Here is a 19101-nt window from a genome sequence, read left to right as displayed (position 1 = left end):
TTATGACTTCACAAAAGCCATATCTTATTCGAGCCATACATGAATGGTTACTAGATAATGCTTCTACTCCTTATCTACTGGTCAACACTGACCACGAGGGTGTACAAGTTCCTACTGACTTCGTACGCGATAGCCGTATCGTCTTGAATATCGCACCTGATGCAGTTCGGGATTTAAATATTAGTAATGATTGGCTGAGTTTCTCAGCGAGATTTGCCGGCAAACCAATGGATATATTTATCCCCATCATTGCTGTTCAGGCTATTTATAGCAAAGAAAATAACGAAGGCATGTTCTTTCCGGAAGAAGACATGCCAACGCCACCGCCTCCACCAAAAACTGAACCCACGACTAAAAATAACACTAATAAGTCAGGAAGCCGTCCCAGTTTAAAAGTCGTCAAATAAACTATAATTGATATTTTTCCATGCGATATCGCATGGCCATTCTTGTCAATCCTAGCTCACGTGCAGCACGAGATACATTACCGGCGGTTCGCTCCAGTGCTTTTTCCAGCAGATACTTCTCGACTTGCTCAAGCGTCATATGTCCCAATACTTCGACAGGATCAAGCTGTTGAGATGTTGTGATTGTTGTCTGCATGATCAATTGTGATACATCAATCAAGCCATCAGCAGACATCATAACTGCACGTTCAACAACATGTTGTAACTCTCGGATATTGCCTGGCCAATCATAGTCTTGTAGCGCACTGACAGCCGTTTCTGTAAAAACGGGAGGTTTCAAACCATAACGTCTTGCAACCATCTCAACAAAATGCGCCGCTAATGGTGCGATGTCAATTTTTCGCTCCCGTAACGGCGGCATCTGAAGTTGAATCACGTTTAAACGGAAATAAAGATCTGAACGAAACTCGCCATCAGCGACCATTTGAGGTAAGTCACGATTTGTTGCTGCGATGAAATGTGCATTAACCGCCCTTTCTTGTGTTGCCCCAATTCGTCTTATCTGACGGCGTTCTAGCACATTCAATAACTTTGATTGCAACTCAAGTGGTAGTTCACCGACTTCATCTAAGAAAAGTGTCCCATCTTCGGCCACTTCAATTAAGCCTGCTTTTGCCTGATGTGCATTGGTAAATGCACCGCGCTCATAACCAAATAGTTCAGCTTCGATTAAATCTTTGGGTAAGGCTGCACAATCAACGTGGACAAAAGGCTTGTCTCGCCATTTACCTGACTGATGATAATAGCGTGCAAGCACATCTTTGCCTGTTCCAGTTTCACCGTTGATGAGAATGACAGGATATTCAGTCTGAGCGCGATCAACCAACTGAATGACGCGTTCCATTTGTTGCTTGATAGCCTGCATGGCGTTACTTTGGCCGACCATTACCACAGGTTCTGAACCATGTGTCTCCCGGACATGCGAGTAGTCAAGCTGTTGACTTAGCTTTTGTGTTTGCATCACCTTATTGACTGTGAGTACTAACTCATCCAAATCAACAGGTTTCTTCAAATAATCTGTCGCACCTAACTTCATGGCTCGAACAGCATCTTCTAATTCGCCATAGGCGGTCATCATAACCACTGGTATAACGTGCCAAGTTTGATGCTCTCTTAACACCTGTAAGAAGTCCAGACCACTGGCATCTGGTAATCTTACATCCAGCAGAATAATGTCTGGTAAAGTTTTTTCCAACACCATGTATGCATCAGAAATGGTTTCAGCAATTGTTGGCGTATGACCTTCTCGCTGCAGACGCTTCATAACAGATTTTGCAAAAAGCGTTTCATCTTCAATTAATAAAATATTCAATATCAATTTCACTTTGCCTTAGGTAATTTTTGGCAGTCTGATAATCACGCATGTTCCTTGAACATCATTAGCGTAATAAAACAGTTCGCCCTGATGTTGTTTCACAACTTTAAGTGTAAAGGGTATGCCCAGACCAAAACTAAGCCGTTTAGTATCATCCCTACCAACAGCATTTTCATCTAACGGATCAAAGTTCATTCCTTTTCCTTGATCACGAATACTTAATTCAATTTGGTCTGAACTCTCTTTATATTCGAGTCTTAACTTTGACGAAATTGGTGAGGCTTCAATGGCATTCTGTATAAGATTGAATATAGCTTGTTCCATTAAATTAATATCAATCAGAACCTGTGTAGGCTGCAACTCCCATCCTTTCCGTTCGATGTATATCGATTTATCCTTGAGTTGTAAATCCATCATAGCCAAGGTATTGTCTGCCACCTCTGTCAGAGGTTTCTGAGTGAAATGAGCACTTATTGGATGCAGATACGTTAATAATGAAGTCACCCAGCGTTCAAGGCGATCTACAGCAATAATAATATCTTTTAATGCTTCCTGAATTTCAGGCTCCGGATTTTCATCTAATGTGACTTGGGCTGCTGCACGAATACTGGCCAATGGGTTTCTAATGTTGTGAGCAACCAAGGGAACCAACTCGCCCAAAGCGGCTTGTTTTTTTGCTTCAATCAATCGGTCACGATTGACAATAATCTCACTGGCCATCATGTTAATGGCATCAGACAGTCGAATTAACTCATCTACCCCACCACCTTTAATCTCATGATTCAATTCCCCTTTGCTTATCCGCCTTGCGCCTTGCATCACTCTAGCAAGAGGTTTTATGACATTATTATTCACAAAACGCCGTGATAGTAATAATAGCGTTAATGCTAATAAGATCGGGATGGGTACAAGTATGAATAACTGCGACATCCACTTCTGTCGATCATGGGTCAATGCTTGCTGCTTTTTATTGAGTAGACTTTCAAATTGGCTGAAAGCATCTTCGAGTTTTTTAAAGGTATATTTCTCCAGTTGTAGATTCAGCAATTCTTTTTGTTGCTCAGATGGTTGCATGACTCTTAACAGAGTATGCGTTTCATCATGGAACCGTTGATAAGCCAGTTCGATATCAATCACTGCCTGAAACTCGTTTTGTTGTTCAGCTTCCTGCTTTAAGTCTTGGATAAACCCTGTAATTCTATCTGTATATTGTTCATACTCTTCAGGGGCGTCCGTATCCGCAAGAAAGTTCGCATCAAATACTTCTTTCAATTGACGGTATAACTCACCACGAATGTTTTGCATGTGATTATTCATCGAAGTCAATCGTAAAGACTCTTCAGAACTTTTTTGCCATGCAAAAGCCCAGACGATTCCGACACTGGCAGTCACAAGAATAATAATCAAGAAACTTAGCTCATGTAACAAAAGTGAGCCTTGAATACTTCGGCGAAAGCGGGAAAATAGTTTCATATAAAAAAACGGGCCTTTTCAGCCCGTTTTATGCTGTCCAAGATCAAGTAAATTATTTTTTTACTCGGGCTTATAGCTTTCAAATGTAATACTTTCATCGACTAATGCAGCCTGTCCTTCATGCCACGTATCACCATCTGGCACAATAGTTCTAACTTCATAAATCTCACCTGGGATATCTTCTGAAAGGGTGAAAATATAATATTTGCTGGCATATAGCTTATAACGTGCATTTTTAGGATCGTTAATATATGGCTGGACAATATATTGTGTACCTTTTACCTTTTTACCGTTGTAGTCAATATCGACCTGTTTTTTCTCAGCGCCAGCGGCTAATGCCCAACGAAGTTTGCGTTGGAAATAACGCCATTCGCCGCCTGTCAGGCGTTTCATTTCATGTACATCAAACTCTAAGAAAAGCACAAAAACGCCATTTCCACGCTGGTTTTCCATGGGTTCATAAGGACGTTTATACTGGTTGGTGAAAAAATCAAAAGATAGGTCACTACGACCAGTATTACGGATATTTGATACGTGTACTTTTATTGTGTCTTCACGGGAATCTTCAACGAAGCTTTCTTTTTTATATTTATAGGTTAATGTGCCTGGCTGTGTAATATTTTTTAAATGAGCTTTATCAAATAATTCATTATTTACTTCTGAGAATCCAGGCTCAGCAAAGGCATTACTGAAAAGCACCATAAGCCATCCAGACATCAATACCATTAACAATTTTTTCACTTTGAACCTCTCTCTTTTTTACTTTGATTTTATAGTGTTATTCTAAACAATCATTCATTAAATATAGCTTTAATACATGAAAATATTTTCCTCAGGCATTGTCAGCTACACTCTTATTATTCTTACATTTCTCTTCTTTACAGCCTGCCAGCAGCAGACTGAAAACAGACTATATGAAAAAGAAAGTCCGTATTCTTTTGAAGATACCTTATTAAACTTAGATATTGCTATTTCAGAACAAAATTACCGCATCATTCATCGAAGTCACATTGGCCAAGCCATTCGAGATCGTGGTGATACGGATTTTCCATTAGCGACGATTACTAATTTTTGTAACATCACTTATGCCAAAGAAATGATGGAAATCAATCCCCAGCTCATCAATGAAATGCCCTGTAATATCAGTGTACGTCAGTCCAACTCTGGTCAGGTTATTATCAGTACCGAATTAATGGATGAAACTTCTCAAAACACTAAACAACAGGTATTTGCAAAAAAAATTAATCACAATTTAAAAACAATTATCGGGGCAACGATTGAATAGTCACCCCGATAAAATGTTCAGCTAAATATTAATCGTCATCATCCTTGCGAACCCGCTTTTTAGGATAAGGATTAACGTTATCCAATGACGGCAAATAATATTGCGCCATGATGGCATCAATCTCATCTTTATTTTCTGTCAGGAATTGGTTTAATAGCGCATTCCATTTTTTGTCTTGATAACGCGTTCCCATACTAAAGCTGAACACATAGGCCTCACCCAGCTCATTTAGAGGCTGAACAACCATTGGCACATCTGACTCATTAGCATAGTAACCAGCAATGGGCCCCCACAATAACGCAACATCGATATTACCTTTGGCGAGCTCATCACTAATAATACGTCCAGCATTCACTCGAGCATCACCAGGCATCATTTGGAAATATTGAATTTGATCAGCTAAACCGAGGTCTAATAGCGCTTTTGTTGTTACACCACGATCAAAGATACCGATACGTAATGGTTTACCATCTTTTTTTGCTGTCACAATATCTTTCATCTGATGAAGCTCATAGCCTTCTCCTTTGCGGTAGACCATTGCTTCAATTGAACTCCAGTAGGGTTTAGTCGGTTTTAAGAAATCTGTATGTTCAGGAATACTCATTGCGACATCGCAATAAAACAATCCTGTCTCAGGATCTACTTTTTTAATTGTGTTGCGTGAAAAGCCGATACGTTGCGGGAAATAATAATATTCAACGGGTAACCCCAATTCTTTGCCTAATAACTCTGCGATCTTATTATCAAAGCCTTCACCTTCTTTATTTGAATAAGGCAGGTTGTAACCGTCAGCACAAACGCGCACGGCTTTTTGTCCAGGGAGGGGTTTTAAATCACCAGCAGCAAATGCTGTGGTTGTACCCAGAAGGACTCCCATAATAACTAGTGTCCAACGCTGTATTTTGGTCATTCTCTCTTCCTTTTTTTGATTATGAAAAACTTTCGACCATAAAGCTAACATATTTGTTTCAAAAAAAAGACCCGACATCAAAAGATGCCGGGCCTTTTATTCAGATTAAGATTACAGAGTAATCTATATCATCTGGGTCTTACAGGCTGAATACACTCAGAATACCACCCAGGTTAGTCCAGCTAGACAGTGATTTATATGCACCGACTGCGCCAAGACCATCTGTGTCATTTTCTAAGCTTGGGATCGCCATACCGATACCAGCCCAACCACCGACACCTGACAGTACAGAAATATACTGTTTACCGTCATGTTTGTAGGTGTTGACGTTACCGATAACGCCTGACGCTGTTTTGAATCTCCACAGCTCACGACCTGTTTGTGCATCAACGGCTTTCAAGTAGCCTTCCAATGTACCGTAGAAGACGACGTCAGAAGCGGTTGCTAAGGCACCAGACCAGACTGAGAAACGTTCTGGGTTTGACCATACGATCTTACCTTCACGTGAATCCCAAGCGATGAAGTTACCTAAGTGTGTACCACCTGGCGCTGGGAACATGCTTAATGTTGCACCAACGTATGGTTGACCTGCGACGTATTCCACTTCAAATGGTTCATAGTCCATACAAACGTGGTTTGTTGGGACATAGTGTAAACCAGTACGTGGTGAGTACGCTGAAGGCTGTTGGTCTTTAGAACCTAAGGCCGCAGGACAAATACCTGTTGTGTTAACGTCTTCACCGTTACGTGCAGTAGAGTATTTCGCTACACGATCATGTAAACCAGTTTTCAGGTTCACACCGTTTGACCAGTTAACCGCTGGATCATATTTTTCAGCCACTAACAGTTCACCCGTGACGCGGTCCATGGTGTAACCAAAACCGTTACGGTCAAAGTGGACAGCAGTTTTACGCATTTTGCCTTGCAGTTTTTGATCAACAAGTACAACTTCGTTAACACCATCATAATCCCACTCATCGTATGGTGTCATTTGGTAAACCCATTTCGCCATACCGGTGTCTAAGTCACGACCCCATAGAGACATTGACCATTTGTTGTCACCAGGACGTTGAACCGGGTTCCAAGTTGATGGGTTACCGTTACCGTAGTAGAACATGTTCAGATCAGGATCGTATGAATACCAACCCCATGTTGTACCACCACCAATTTTCCATTGGTCACCTTGCCAAGTTTTCAAAGATGAATCTTTGCCAACTGGTTTCAGCATAGACATGGTTTTGCTTGGATCAACTAACATTTCTTCATCAGGACCCGTGCTGTACGCTTTGTATTTAACGTTACCATCTAAGTCATAGGCTTGAACGTAACCACGTACACCAAACTCACCACCTGAAATACCGACGATGACTTTATCTTTGAATACGTGAGCTGCTGCAGTGCTAGTCGCACCACGTTTTGGATCATCACGTTTGTCAGACCAAACTACGCTACCATCAGCGGCATTCAGAGCAACTAATGTTGTATCCGCTTGGTTCAGGAAGATTTTTCCATCGCCATAGCTTAAACCACGGTTAACCGTGTCACAGCACATAACAGGTACTGTTTCATCGTAGTTTTGTTTGGGTTCATATTTCCATTTGATCGCACCGTCGTTGTTTAAGTCCAACGCATAAACGATGTTTGGAAATGGTGTGTGAACGTACATAGTACCGTCGATAACCAAAGCGTTACCTTCGTGACCACGTAAAACACCGGTTGAGAAAGACCATGCCATGTTTAAATCTTTGACATTGTCTTTGTTGATTTGTGTTAATTCAGAGTAACGTGTATTCGCATAGTTACCTGCTGGCATAACCCAGTTGTTTTCATCTTTTTGCATTTCCAATAATTCATCAGCTACTGCCAGACCTGGAACAGCTAATGTCATCATTGCGATTGATAAAGTTTTCAGCTTCATAAAGTTTTCCTCTTTATTGCTTTCTAGTTATATACGACACGAAAATTGTTCAGTGTTGAACCTCATGCGTAGGGCAACAATAATCTTGAAGAAAACGTTAGTCAAGCATATTTCCCATCTTTTTTATGATATTTTACTTATAACTTTCGGGAATTTTTTCCCGAAAGCATAAGTGGATGAAATTTATATCTTTTTTACTTGGTACAGGTTTTTAGTCCTGTTTTAGTCCTGATTAAGAATCCAGTCAATAGCTAGTTCGATTGCTTCCAATGTGCGCTCACGACCCAGTAATTGGAGTGTCACATCCAATGAAGGTGACACTGTATTTCCTGTGATAGCCACCCTGATTGGCTGGGCAACTTTCCCCATACCTACTTCATGCTTTTCGGCACAGACTTTTATTTCTGTATGGATGGGTTCTGCAAGCCAATCTGTAATTTGTGATAAGCGTGTTTTCATATCTTGCAACAAAGGTAAGCTCGTCTGGTTCAGGTTTTTCTTTGCTGCCTTCTCATCATAGCTGCTGACTTTTTCATAGAAGAAAATACTGCTATCAGCCATTTCGACAAGCGTTTTTGCACGTTCCTGATAGAGCTCAGCAATTTGCTCAAGCGTAGGCCCTGCAGACAAGTCGACTGACCGTTGCTCCATATGCCAAGCCAAATGTTTTGCAATATGGGATGCAGGACTATTTTTGATATATTGCTGGTTCAACCACAGTAGCTTCTCAGTATTAAAACTAGAAGCTGCTCTGTTAACATCCTCAATATCAAAAAACTCGATCATTTCTTGTATCGAAAACACTTCCTGATCACCATGTGACCAACCCAGTCTCACTAAATAGTTTAATAATGCTTCTGGTAGATAACCTTGATCGCGATAACTCATGACACCTACCGCGCCGTGGCGTTTTGACAATCTGGCACCATCATCACCCAAGATCATCGGCACATGAGCAAACTTCGGTGGTTCAGCACCAAGAGCGTTGAAGATATTAATTTGTCTGGGTGAATTATTGAGATGATCGTCACCACGTATTACATGGGTCATCTGCATATCCATATCGTCGACAACGACAGTTAGGTTATACGTGGGGGTGCCATCAGGACGTGCAATAATCAAATCATCCAGCTCAGCATTTTTAAATTCGACATCACCTCTAATCATATCTTTCACCACAACACTGCCGGATGTTGGATTTTTGAAGCGAATAACAGGGTCAATGCCAGGTTTAGGTGCTGTTAAATGTCTGCAACGCCCGTCATAGCGAGGCTTTTCTTTGTTGGCGCGTTGCTTTTCACGCATATCTTCCAATTCATCTTTAGAACAATAGCAATAATAAGCATCACCTTGTTCCATCAGCTGCTGAATGATTTCTTTATAACGATCGAAACGTTGAGTTTGATAAAAAGGCCCTTCATCATAATCGAGCCCCAACCAGGACATACCATCGAGAATCGCTTGTACAGATTCATCCGTCGAACGTTCAAGATCGGTATCTTCAATGCGAAGTACAAATCGACCACCATGTTTACGGGCGTAAAGCCAGGAAAACAAGGCTGTTCTCGCCCCACCAACATGTAGATAACCTGTTGGACTTGGTGCAAAACGGGTACGTATAGTCATGTTAGAAACTCTCAACTGGATTGATTCAATAAAGGCCGATATTGTACCAGTTGAAAGCCCATATATCGCGATTCTGATCAATGGACGAATATTTACAGAACCACTGCGCCCTAATGCTTTTATGGAAACGAAGATATCTAGTTTTAACCAAGTAATTTCGTGATATCAGCCGACACAAGCAGAACAAGGAACTTTTCCCATACATAACTTCTCAAAAATCTTACAATAACAATAACGACTTATTGGGAGAGAAAAATGTTTAATCGATTATCAACAATAACACTAGTGGGTTTGGCCTTACTCATGGGTAGTTACTCGATCATGGCAGCGACGCCGGAAGAACCCGTATGGCCTGCGCTTAAACAAACTTACTTTGGTGACAAAACAATACAAGATGATGCAAATGATGTATTAGTTTTGGAAGCACCAAAACGTGCTGAAGACGCAGCCATTGTTCCAATCACGATAAAATCATTAAAACCACAAACAAAAGATAATTACATAGAAAACATATACGTATTTATTGATAACAACCCGATGCCTTACTCGGCAAAGTTCCACCTTTCCTCGAACTTAGGTAGCGTGGATTTATCAACTCGAATGCGGGTTGATCAATATACCTATGTTCGCGCTGTCGCCGAAATGAACGACGGCAGTTTATATATGGTGTCGCGCTTTGTGAAAGCCTCTGGTGGCTGTAGTGCTCCTGCTGGCAAAGATGCCGCCGCCGCATTAGCACGTTTAGGCAAAATGAAGCTAAGAATGCGTCAACCAACCATCGGTGAACCGGTTCAGGCGCAGATGATCATCAGTCATCCCAACTACAACGGACTACAATTTGATCAAAAGGCACGTAAATACATACCGGCACATTATGTGGATAAAATTGATATCAGCTATAACGGTCAACCCTTAATAAGTGTTGATGCTGGAATATCTATCAGTGAAGATCCAAGTCTTCGATTCACATTCACACCTGAAGAACATGGAAAATTAGAAGCGAAAGTACGTGATACTCAATCAGAAGAGTTTGAAATAGAAAAAGACATTTAACCGAACCACAAATAAAAAAGGCCGCTTAAGCGGCCTTTTTTATTTGAACATTTATTAATTGTGAATACGACACTCTTTATAAGCTGTTTCATTCACTTGTTCGAAAAGTTTTAAACCTTTCTTAAGGCCTTTGTCGTCTCTGAACTCCGCCCCTTTATCAGCAGGTAGGTTCTTGTACATAAAGCCAGCACTAATATCTTCAAACTCTTTTTCGGAAAAGGCTTCTGCCATTTTATCCGCCACACAAGAACATTTATGAACACCTTCATAAACATTCATTTTAGGATTAGCTTCCATACAATCCATCACAAAATGTACACGGGTTACCGTAGAAAAATCATTGGACATTGCCATTGTTGGCAGTAACGCCAAACCTGTAGCAAACAACGTAGCAGCTCCAGCAATCTTCATTCATTCTCTCCTATAAATTATTATTCATCAGTTTGGATGAGTTGTGACTCAGCCTTATAGTATTAAGTTCCACTTATCCTGATTTTGATACAGAATTAGGTAGACATATTACATGAATTCTTCACCATCTTCCGCCATCGCAGATAGACGAAAAACGCTTTATTTTCACACAAGAGCAACATCAGGTAGAATTTCTTATTCATTCAGACACTATTAATACAGGCGGGAGATAGCCAAATGAAAAAATTGTTATTGCACTTGGATACCGATCCAGTTGCCAGCACCTTCGACCAAGCAGTGGCTTATGATGCTGGAGTCGATAACATTATTGCTCATGGCGGCGCGACACGTGACAATGTCACACCACATGTCCACGGCATGATTTTTACTCGTGGCGGTAAAAACTTAAAAAATAGCGCGATTTTCATCGGTGGCTCAAATGTCCCTGCCAGCGATCTGGTTGGTAAAGCAGTTAAAAAAGCGTTTTTTGGTCCAGTCAGCGTATCGGTTATGCTTGATCCTAACGGCTCAAATACCACTGCCGCGGCTATCGCCCGAAAAGTGCTAACAGATTACGATGTGAAAGATAAAAACGTTGTTATTTTAGGTTCAGGCCCTGTTGGCCAACGTACTGCACTTTATATGCTGAGAGAAGGTGCAAAAAAAGTGACTTTAACGTGCCGCAGCATGGAAAGAAGTAAAGCGACCGTCAAAGAAATGAAAGAACATTACGGTGTTGAGGTTCTTCCAGGTGAAACACGCAGTGATGAAGCGGTTAAACGTGTCTTATCTGATGCTCATGTTGTGATTGCTGCCGGCCCGGCGGGTGTCTGTGTTGTGCCGGAAATGGCACTGGAAAACAATACCTCTATTGAAGTTGTTGCTGATGTTAACGCTGTACCTCCCCTCGGTGTGGCAGGTATGGAAGTTATGGATAATGGCACAGAGAAAAATGGCATGCGTTACTACGGCGCAATTGCCATTGGTAACTTCAAAATGAAAGTCCACCGTGGCGCTATCGCTTCACTTTTTGAAAGTAATGATGCCTTTTTGGATGAAACCACGATTTACGACATTGCCTGCAAGATTGATAACGAACAGTGAAACAACAAACTGCTGAAAACGAACAGTGAAACAACAAACTGCTGAAAACGAACAGTGAAACAACAAACTGCTGAAGCTGAAAGCCTGACGGCAATGTCATCTGTTACCGTTCAGGCTCCGGCCAGGCTCCATCTGGGATTTCTTGATTTAAATGCTGAAATTGGTCGCAAGTTCGGTAGTATCGGCGTGGCGATCAATAGCCATCACACCATCATTCAAATATCCCCCGCTGAGAACTTCCTTATTCAAGGTAAAGACCTGACGGATAATTTGAAACTGAAAATCAGGCAAATTTGCGAACGTTTTTATGAAAGTATCGGTAGTCAGATTCCTTCAGCAAACCGATGCATCAATATTTGTGTAAAACAAACCATTCCTGAGCACTCAGGTCTGGGGTCTGGGACACAACTGGCCTTAACTGTAGGTACGGCCCTTGCCAAATTTCATGGTATATCAATCTCCACACCCTCTATCGCGAAGCAGCTAGGTAGGGGGAAACGCTCAGGTATCGGCATTGCTACTTTTGATCATGGCGGGTTTGTGATTGATGGTGGATTAAAACCAAATCAGACTGTACCTCCTATTCTGGCTCATATGGATTATCCGGCAGACTGGAAAATAGTATTGGTTATGGATCCTCATCATCAAGGTATACATGGCACTGCCGAGGTACAAGCGTTCCATGAACTACCTATTTTCCCTCAAGAAAATGCACGATTAATTAGCCATTTGACATTGATGTGCTTGTTACCTGCACTCATAGAGAAGTCTTGTGATGACTTTGGCAAAGCAGTCACCGATATTCAAGCTTTAATTGGTGATCATTTTGCAAAAGCACAGGGTGGAAGATATACCAGCAAGCGAGTTGAATCTTGCTTATTAGAAGCACAAAGATTAGGTCATTCAGGAGTAGCACAGAGCTCATGGGGACCAACTGGCTGTATCTTTGTCGAAAATGAGGCTAAGGCAAAACAATTAATCGAGCATCTTACCCAGTTTGCCAAAACCACTTTTTCGGATGGTAACGCCCCCATCTTTATTCAGACATCTGCTGATAATCATGGTGCAGTTATTGAATCCTCTATGTAAGTGTGGCTATTATCACAACTCCAGCCGTAATTTGATTTTATTATAAGGATTAATTATGTCCAAACGTTCGATTATTCACATGCTCAATCCAATGAAGCATAACAGCCCTTTTGACATTAACATGGCGTTAGACGCTGGTTATGATGTACTCATTCCATACTCTCATGTTGAGTTGAGTGAAGTCGCAGGATTAACTCAAGACGCCATATTTTCCCGTGGCCCTTCTGGCGTGAAAAAAACAGGAATGTTCATTGGTGGCCGTGATATCGGATTAGCCATGGACATGCTGGATTCAGCCAAAAAATCGATGGTGCCACCATTTGAAATTTCAGTATTTGCAGATCCAAGTGGTGCATTTACCACTGCAGCAGCTTTGGTTGCTTGTGTCGAACGTGAACTAAAAAGCAAATTTCAGCAAGAATTAAAAGGGGCTAAAGCCGTTGTATTTGGTGGAACAGGTCCAGTAGGTATTGCCACAGCAGTCATTGCTGCACTCCAAGGCGCTGAAACTGCGATTGTTGATCACTTTTCTATTGATACAGCACTTGAATTCGCAGCAGAAGCTAAAAAACGTTACGGCGTCGATTTACGTGGAACAACGGCAGCATCTGATGCTGACAAGGCTCGTCTATTATCTGATGCAGATATCGTTTTCTGTGCGGCAAAAGCCGGTGTTCAAGTGTTAAATGCTTCTGTACTTCGTGATGCGACAAAACTCAAAGTCGCTGGTGATGTCAATGCGGTTTCACCTCTGGGTATTGAAGGCGTTAAATTAATGGACTTTGGTGCACCTCTGGCTCATGCTACGAATTCACCTGATGCAGTAGGGATTGGAGCCTTGGCTATTGGTGATGTCAAATACAAATTACAGCAAGCTTTACTGAGAGAAACCCTAGAATCAGAAAAACCTGTATATCTTGATTTCCGTAATGCTTTTGAAGGTGCGCGTAAACTGGTTTAACACAGTCAGGCTATGCCACAAGAGCAGTTACCTTTACTCATATTTGCGCAAACTGCTCGATTTATTGCACAGTCCGCGGCCCAACTCGGTTACCAAACCTGGGTAGCGGACTGTTTTGCAGATACAGATACCCAGCGCGTTTCAAATCGACTGGTTCGCTTACCTTCGTTAGATAAACTCACAATAGCCTCCTTGCTCTCATCGCTTGATTCTCTGAGCCAACAGCAGCCGTGTATGTTGATTTGTGGCGCTGGAATCGAACGTTTTTACCCTGTTCTGGAACAGTTACCCCCTCATATTCAACCATTAGGCAATACCTTCCATACTTTTGAACAACTACGCTCATCTGATCAGTTTTTTCCATTACTCGACAGACTAGGTATTCCTTATCCTGAAACTCACCTCATCAGCCCTCCAGACAAAAATAAAAGGCGCTGGCTCAGTAAGGATATGAAGAGTTGTGGGGGAACACATATTAAACACTCCAATCTTTACTCTGATGAACAGGTGATTTTCCAGGAATATATCGAAGGTAAATCTGCTTCAGTAAGCTTTATTGCTGATGGAAAGGCTGCTTCAGTCCTTGGTTTTAATGAACAGATTCATGACAAACACACCTTCACCTTACAACAGCTTACTAACCAGATTGCTCTCAATCCATCTTCACAACAAAAAGTAAGCACAGCGTTACAGCAACTGATTACAGCAACGGGTTTTAAAGGGTTTGGCAGTCTCGATTTTCTAATCGATGAGGCAGACAATATCTACATTCTTGAATTGAATCCAAGGCTATCTGCCTCAGCAGAACTCTATTCCAACTCAGGTGATATTTTACGCAGACATATTCAGGCTTGTATGAGCACCCAGGCAGATAATCTAGCTTATCAAGACATACAAAAACATAGCATACGAACATTATCTTACTTGTTTGCTGATAAAAATTATCGTGTTCGTGAAAAAGCAAACTGGCCACCTCAGGCTCACGATATTCCTTCTGACCAGCAGATGATTCATTCAGGTCAACCTATCTGTACATTAGTCATCGATACTGAGTTCGAACATGCGTGCCAGAATATTCGTCATCAACTGGAAACTGAGATAGTGAAAAATTGTCTTTATCCTGCTTGAAAATAGCAGGGGCTCTACCCATATTAACCATGACTCATTAAGACAGGATTGAATGCATGAAACGCATATTACTTTTTCTTGGCACTAATATAGCTGTACTCGCCGTATTAAGCATTACAATGAGATTGCTGGGCATTGACAGTCTATTGGATGAGCAAGGTGCAGGCCTTGATATGAATGCCTTGATTATCTATGCAGCCGTTATTGGTTTCAGTGGCTCGATCATTTCGCTGCTTATCTCAAAATGGACAGCTAAACATCTGACAGGCGCCCAGGTCATTGAGCAACCTAAAAATGACACCGAACGCTGGCTGGTCAATACCGTTAAACGCTTAGCACAACAAGCGAATATTGGTATGCCAGAAGTCGCTATCTACAACTCTCCACAACCGAATGCCTTCGCAACCGGTGCGAACAAAAATAATGCACTTGTTGCCGTAAGCACAGGTCTTATGCGATCCATGACTCAGGATGAAGTAGAAGCCGTACTGGCTCATGAGGTAAGCCATATCGCTAACGGGGATATGGTGACAATGGCCTTAATTCAGGGTGTCGTGAACACCTTTGTTATTGTTTTATCTCGCGTCATTGGTCATCTCGTCGATAGAACCGTATTTAAGGTAGAACGTGGCCATGGCCCGGCATTCTGGATCACTTCAATTATTGCCGAGCTAGTGCTTGGTATTCTGGCGAGTATCATCGTGATGTGGTTCAGCCGTCAGCGTGAATTCAGAGCTGATGCCGGTGCTGCCAGTCTGGTCGGCGCTCCCAAGATGGTGGCCGCACTGCAACGCTTAGCAGGCACATCAACCGAACCGTTACCTGATCAGCTTCACGCTATGGGTATTTCCGGAGGCAAAGGGGGTGGCCTGTCAGCACTCTTCATGACGCATCCACCGTTAGAAGAGCGCATCAACGCCTTACGTGGAAACCGATAATGATCAATAAAAAAGCCGGGCAAGCCCGGCTTTTTTTACGTTAAAGCTCATCATCTTCAAAGTTATAGTTCATCTCTGCTGACGGTTCATGAATATAATAGCCTTGGGCATAATCTACGCCTAAACGCCACAATAGAGCTAGACTATTAGCATCAGATACAAACTCAGCGATCGAGCGTTTACCCGCTTCTTTTGTCATCTCAATAATCGCTTTAACGGCCGCCTGATTTTCAGCATCATGTGCCATATTTTCGACAAACGTGCCGTTGATCTTTAAATAATCGACATTAAACGCTTTCAGACTATTGGAGAAATCGATGCCGGAGCCGAAATGTTCCAGACCAAACTCACAGCCTAAACTCTGTAAACGCTCGATAACATGACTCACTTGCTCAACATTATCAATTGCCATTGTCTCACTTACTTCAAAAATGAGAGACCGAGCTGTCAGCTGTTGAGCGGATAATGACGCAGACAACCAATCAACAAAAGCTTCTTCATGCAGACTTTGTTCAGATAACTTGATAAAGAAGCGTGTTTTAGGAAACCGTTGACGATGAATGGTTAATGCCTTTAACGCACTTCGAATTACCCATTTATCAATTTCCGTCATCATTTTTAACTGAACGGCATGATGAATAAATTTATCCGCAGCAATAAATTCATCATTCACCTGGAGTCGGAGTAGTACCTCATAAAATTCCTGTTCTTCGCCGTGTAAACTCACAATAGGTTGATAAAACAAGGTGAACTTATCTTCCTGCAGTGCTGTTTGCAGCTGTTTGTGCCAGACTTCGCTCGACTGTTGTTCAATTTCACTGGTTTGAGCATGGAAACGCATCACCTGATTGCCGCCTAAATGCTGCGCTTTCATCGCCGCACTATCTGCATTTTCTAATACCGCTTCAGCAGTTAGCTGACTTTCATTGATTCGGGCGATACCGACACTACAGTGTAAGTCAATCGTTTTACCTGATACATGTGATACATAATCATCAATGGTTCTGCGGAAAGATTCAGCTCGCTCATCAACATAGGCATCATCATGATGAGGGACAATTATCGTAAAGACCTGATCACCGTAATGGCCGATAATTTCATGTTCGGCAAGATTATTCTGTAACAAGTCAGACACGCTTTTTAGAATAACTTCACTGGTACCTAATCCCACTTTTTCTTTAATGGATAAAAAGTCATCCAGTGTCAGATATAAAAGCTGTGCATCCCCTTCTCCCTCTGCAGCACGACGAACCGTTTTTTCCAACTCATCAATAAAGCGGCTACGGTTGTATAAGCCGGTGAGCTGATCATGCTCATCAACAAGCGTGACCACAGGAGCCGCTTGCTCATTAATTACCGTATCATCACGAATAACAACCTGTGTGCAGTCCTCACCTTCTACCCGCGCATGACTGAACTGAATTTCTGCTTTAAACGTGACACCATCTGCCGTAAGCCCATTCCCCATCAAGGTCACGGGTGGTGCATCTGGTTGTTCCGTAAATTGTCTGAATACAGCTTTAAACTTAGGATGATCATCAGCACTGAATAAATCGAGAATAGGCAATCCGGCAACATCTTCTGATTCCTGATAACCAAACAGATCTAAATAGGCTTGATTCACATAAATATGCATTCCTTCATGCATATAAGCAACAGCATCTCTGGAGCTATCTAAAAGCGTTTTGGAGCGCTTCTCACTTTCTCTGAGCGCTCGTTCATTACGTCGTGCCAGACGTCTTATGAAAAGATTATCAATCTCACGATTAATCACAAATTGCAGGCGCTGTTTATCCTCAAACAACACAATATCTTTCGCGTTTGTTGTGAAATAGTCAGCTTCATGTGTTTTATCATCGGTAATGATGATACAAGGCAAATCTTTATCTAAATGTTGAATCAGATTGAGGATATCCATCGGCTGGACATCAGCGACATGCTCGCGGCATAAGATGAGTTCCCAATTCTGGGCTGATAACAATTTTTCAATCGCGGCAGGCTTGTCTTCCCTTGTCGCCCGCACAGCATGACCAGCACTACGCAGCACATTGACAATCACGTCTGCATCCGTCAAAGAACTATCAATAATTAGTACTCGTAAAATGCCTTCTGCTCTCGCCACAGTCGCCACCTTATTGTTCTTTCTTTTTATCCAGAAGCATCGGTTTCTTCCCTTCCAGTTTGGTCTGTTGCAGTTCCATCCAGTCAAACAACTGTTGATTTAACTCGGCTGCAGAGAGGCTATCAGTAGCCATCTTTTTGCCTATCGTCATTTTTATCACACCGGGATATTTCAAAAACCCATGTTTAGGCCATGATTTACCGGCATCATGACACACCGGAATAACAGGATATCCGGTTTCTTTTGCAAGTCTGGCACCGCCAATACCAAAGCGACCAATATAACCTTTCGCTATTCTTGTGCCTTCAGGAAAAATAACCACCCAAGCACCAGAGCTTAAGCGATCCAAGCCCTGTTCTATCACTTGATTCAGCGCTTTTCTCCCAGCTTTGCGGTCTATAGCAATAGGGTTTAGAGAAGCTAGCCCCCAACCAAAAAACGGAATCCAGAATAATTCACGTTTCAATACCCATACCTGAGGTGGAAAAACAGCCTGTAATGCCAGCGTTTCCCATGAGGATTGATGTTTACAAATAATCACAGCGGGCTTATCGCCTATATTTTGGCGACCTTCGACCTCAAGCTTTACCTGACAAATTTTGTCCAATAGCCAGATATTGGATTTTGCCCACTGGCTGACCACGGCATAACGCCATTTAAACGGTAATGGCCATAACAGAACGCCTAAACAGGAAAACAATACGGCTGTAACAGCATGTAAAATAAAGAAAATAGTGGAGCGAATATAGATCATTGCAGTTTGCGTTCTAATAGGGCCGTGGCGACACTCGCCAAATCTTCATAAACCTCAACACCATCCGGAATGCCTGCAGCCAGGGTTCGTTCACCTTTGCCGGTTTTGACCAAGATAGGTCGGGCTTGTGACAACATCGCTGCCTGAATATCACGTAAGGAATCCCCCACTGCAGGCACATTTTCCAGATTCACTCGTAAACGATGAGCTAAATCCACAAACGAACCGTTCTGAGGTTTACGACACTGACAGTCATCTTCCGGACCATGAGGACAAAACATGATCGCCTCAATTTTGCCGCCGACCTGAGCCAGCATCCGACGCATTTTGCTATGAATACGATTTAAGGTTTCCACATCAAATAAACCACGCGCGATACCCGACTGATTGGTAATCACCACCACCCGGTATCCCGCATAATTTAAGCGAGCAATCGCTTCGAGGCTGCCTTCAATCGGCTCCCATTCTGCCGGATTTTTTATAAAATCATCCGAATCATGATTAATGACGCCATCTCGGTCCAGAATAATCAGCGACATAATTGCTC

18 protein-coding genes are annotated in these 19101 nt (G+C 42.2%); 8 read left to right on the top strand and 10 right to left on the bottom strand.

Features of this window, described 5'->3' with window-relative positions; all coding sequences use genetic code 11:
- The first annotated feature begins 2 nt into the window (after window positions 1-2).
- Window positions 3-407, top strand: coding sequence for a ClpXP protease specificity-enhancing factor (locus tag QQL60_RS14445; RefSeq protein ID WP_284723707.1), 405 nt, complete (start codon window positions 3-5; stop codon window positions 405-407).
- 1 nt (window position 408) lies between these two features.
- Here the strand turns inward: QQL60_RS14445 and QQL60_RS14440 are convergent, their stop codons facing one another.
- Genes QQL60_RS14440 through QQL60_RS14430 form a run of 3 tightly spaced genes read right to left on the bottom strand, consistent with a single transcriptional unit; the run spans window position 409 to window position 3996 of the window.
- Window positions 409-1779, bottom strand: a complete 1371-nt coding sequence (locus tag QQL60_RS14440; protein WP_273181304.1) for a sigma-54-dependent transcriptional regulator — start codon at window positions 1777-1779, stop codon at window positions 409-411.
- An 18-nt stretch (window positions 1780-1797) separates the two neighbouring features.
- On the bottom strand, window positions 1798-3255 hold the full coding sequence (locus tag QQL60_RS14435; RefSeq protein WP_284723706.1) for an ATP-binding protein: 1458 nt from the start codon (window positions 3253-3255) through the stop codon (window positions 1798-1800).
- A 60-nt stretch (window positions 3256-3315) separates the two neighbouring features.
- Complete coding sequence (locus QQL60_RS14430) at window positions 3316-3996, bottom strand: hypothetical protein (RefSeq protein WP_139031825.1); 681 nt, start codon at window positions 3994-3996, stop codon at window positions 3316-3318.
- 76 nt (window positions 3997-4072) lie between these two features.
- Here QQL60_RS14430 and QQL60_RS14425 point away from each other — a divergent pair, with 76 nt between their 5' ends.
- The gene (locus QQL60_RS14425; protein ID WP_284723705.1) at window positions 4073-4540 is read left to right on the top strand and encodes a DUF302 domain-containing protein; all 468 of its coding nucleotides are present in this window, start codon (window positions 4073-4075) and stop codon (window positions 4538-4540) included.
- A gap of 28 nt (window positions 4541-4568) precedes the next feature.
- Here QQL60_RS14425 and QQL60_RS14420 read toward each other — a convergent pair whose 3' ends face one another.
- The 3 genes from QQL60_RS14420 to gltX all read right to left on the bottom strand — a co-directional run bounded on the left by QQL60_RS14420 (window position 4569) and on the right by gltX (window position 8994).
- On the bottom strand, window positions 4569-5450 hold the full coding sequence (locus tag QQL60_RS14420; protein ID WP_284723704.1) for a quinoprotein dehydrogenase-associated putative ABC transporter substrate-binding protein: 882 nt from the start codon (window positions 5448-5450) through the stop codon (window positions 4569-4571).
- A 139-nt stretch (window positions 5451-5589) separates the two neighbouring features.
- Window positions 5590-7368 (bottom strand): methanol/ethanol family PQQ-dependent dehydrogenase, encoded by a 1779-nt coding sequence (locus QQL60_RS14415; protein ID WP_284723703.1) that lies wholly within the window; start codon window positions 7366-7368, stop codon window positions 5590-5592.
- Window positions 7369-7590: 222 nt separating this feature from the next.
- Window positions 7591-8994: a glutamate--tRNA ligase gene (gene gltX, locus QQL60_RS14410; protein ID WP_284723702.1), complete on the bottom strand. Its 1404-nt coding sequence runs from the start codon at window positions 8992-8994 to the stop codon at window positions 7591-7593.
- Between the two features lie 255 nt (window positions 8995-9249).
- Here gltX and QQL60_RS14405 point away from each other — a divergent pair, with 255 nt between their 5' ends.
- A complete protein-coding gene (locus QQL60_RS14405) occupies window positions 9250-10047 on the top strand; it encodes a quinoprotein dehydrogenase-associated SoxYZ-like carrier (RefSeq protein WP_284723701.1) in 798 nt (265 codons plus the stop codon).
- 54 nt (window positions 10048-10101) lie between these two features.
- On the opposite strand, the gene QQL60_RS14400 is transcribed toward QQL60_RS14405, so the two are convergent.
- The gene (locus tag QQL60_RS14400) at window positions 10102-10458 is read right to left on the bottom strand and encodes a hypothetical protein (protein ID WP_007144487.1); all 357 of its coding nucleotides are present in this window, start codon (window positions 10456-10458) and stop codon (window positions 10102-10104) included.
- A 237-nt stretch (window positions 10459-10695) separates the two neighbouring features.
- Here QQL60_RS14400 and QQL60_RS14395 point away from each other — a divergent pair, with 237 nt between their 5' ends.
- Genes QQL60_RS14395 through htpX form a run of 5 tightly spaced genes read left to right on the top strand, consistent with a single transcriptional unit; the run spans window position 10696 to window position 15678 of the window.
- A complete protein-coding gene (locus tag QQL60_RS14395) occupies window positions 10696-11562 on the top strand; it encodes an NAD(P)-dependent methylenetetrahydromethanopterin dehydrogenase (protein ID WP_007144486.1) in 867 nt (288 codons plus the stop codon).
- Window positions 11563-11616: 54 nt separating this feature from the next.
- Window positions 11617-12651, top strand: a complete 1035-nt coding sequence (locus tag QQL60_RS14390; protein WP_007144485.1) for a beta-ribofuranosylaminobenzene 5'-phosphate synthase family protein — start codon at window positions 11617-11619, stop codon at window positions 12649-12651.
- A 55-nt stretch (window positions 12652-12706) separates the two neighbouring features.
- Complete coding sequence (locus QQL60_RS14385; RefSeq protein ID WP_273183078.1) at window positions 12707-13612, top strand: NAD(P)-dependent methylenetetrahydromethanopterin dehydrogenase; 906 nt, start codon at window positions 12707-12709, stop codon at window positions 13610-13612.
- A gap of 12 nt (window positions 13613-13624) precedes the next feature.
- A complete protein-coding gene (locus QQL60_RS14380; RefSeq protein ID WP_284723700.1) occupies window positions 13625-14740 on the top strand; it encodes an ATP-grasp domain-containing protein in 1116 nt (371 codons plus the stop codon).
- A gap of 56 nt (window positions 14741-14796) precedes the next feature.
- On the top strand, window positions 14797-15678 hold the full coding sequence (gene htpX, locus QQL60_RS14375) for a protease HtpX (RefSeq protein ID WP_284723699.1): 882 nt from the start codon (window positions 14797-14799) through the stop codon (window positions 15676-15678).
- A 40-nt stretch (window positions 15679-15718) separates the two neighbouring features.
- On the opposite strand, the gene QQL60_RS14370 is transcribed toward htpX, so the two are convergent.
- From QQL60_RS14370 to gmhB, 3 genes are read right to left on the bottom strand one after another with little or no spacing between them, the layout of a single operon-like run.
- Complete coding sequence (locus QQL60_RS14370) at window positions 15719-17800, bottom strand: EAL domain-containing protein (protein WP_284723698.1); 2082 nt, start codon at window positions 17798-17800, stop codon at window positions 15719-15721.
- A gap of 10 nt (window positions 17801-17810) precedes the next feature.
- Window positions 17811-18554: a lysophospholipid acyltransferase family protein gene (locus tag QQL60_RS14365; protein WP_284723697.1), complete on the bottom strand. Its 744-nt coding sequence runs from the start codon at window positions 18552-18554 to the stop codon at window positions 17811-17813.
- Entirely contained in the window at window positions 18551-19093 is a 543-nt protein-coding gene (gene gmhB / locus QQL60_RS14360; protein ID WP_007144479.1) for a D-glycero-beta-D-manno-heptose 1,7-bisphosphate 7-phosphatase, read from the bottom strand. The genes QQL60_RS14365 and gmhB overlap by 4 nt, the downstream gene beginning before the upstream one ends.
- Window positions 19094-19101 lie beyond the last annotated feature (8 nt).

The organism is Methylophaga thalassica (assembly GCF_030159795.1).
GTDB lineage: Bacteria > Pseudomonadota > Gammaproteobacteria > Nitrosococcales > Methylophagaceae > Methylophaga > Methylophaga thalassica.
Note: the sequence above shows the minus strand (reverse complement) of the source record. Positions and strands in the feature narration are given on the sequence as shown.

Excerpts from the sequence above, each read along its gene's own strand:
- QQL60_RS14420 (WP_284723704.1), bottom strand. The coding sequence starts at position 5,450 with ATGACCAAAATACAGCGTTGGACACTAGTTATTATGGGAGTCCTTCTG.
- QQL60_RS14445 (WP_284723707.1), top strand. The coding sequence starts at position 3 with ATGACTTCACAAAAGCCATATCTTATTCGAGCCATACATGAATGGTTA.
- QQL60_RS14425 (WP_284723705.1), top strand. The coding sequence starts at position 4,073 with ATGAAAATATTTTCCTCAGGCATTGTCAGCTACACTCTTATTATTCTT.
- gltX (WP_284723702.1), bottom strand. The coding sequence starts at position 8,994 with ATGACTATACGTACCCGTTTTGCACCAAGTCCAACAGGTTATCTACAT.
- QQL60_RS14415 (WP_284723703.1), bottom strand. The coding sequence starts at position 7,368 with ATGAAGCTGAAAACTTTATCAATCGCAATGATGACATTAGCTGTTCCA.
- QQL60_RS14380 (WP_284723700.1), top strand. The coding sequence starts at position 13,625 with ATGCCACAAGAGCAGTTACCTTTACTCATATTTGCGCAAACTGCTCGA.
- htpX (WP_284723699.1), top strand. The coding sequence starts at position 14,797 with ATGAAACGCATATTACTTTTTCTTGGCACTAATATAGCTGTACTCGCC.
- QQL60_RS14435 (WP_284723706.1), bottom strand. The coding sequence starts at position 3,255 with ATGAAACTATTTTCCCGCTTTCGCCGAAGTATTCAAGGCTCACTTTTG.
- QQL60_RS14405 (WP_284723701.1), top strand. The coding sequence starts at position 9,250 with ATGTTTAATCGATTATCAACAATAACACTAGTGGGTTTGGCCTTACTC.
- QQL60_RS14395 (WP_007144486.1), top strand. The coding sequence starts at position 10,696 with ATGAAAAAATTGTTATTGCACTTGGATACCGATCCAGTTGCCAGCACC.
- gmhB (WP_007144479.1), bottom strand. The coding sequence starts at position 19,093 with ATGTCGCTGATTATTCTGGACCGAGATGGCGTCATTAATCATGATTCG.
- QQL60_RS14400 (WP_007144487.1), bottom strand. The coding sequence starts at position 10,458 with ATGAAGATTGCTGGAGCTGCTACGTTGTTTGCTACAGGTTTGGCGTTA.
- QQL60_RS14385 (WP_273183078.1), top strand. The coding sequence starts at position 12,707 with ATGTCCAAACGTTCGATTATTCACATGCTCAATCCAATGAAGCATAAC.
- QQL60_RS14365 (WP_284723697.1), bottom strand. The coding sequence starts at position 18,554 with ATGATCTATATTCGCTCCACTATTTTCTTTATTTTACATGCTGTTACA.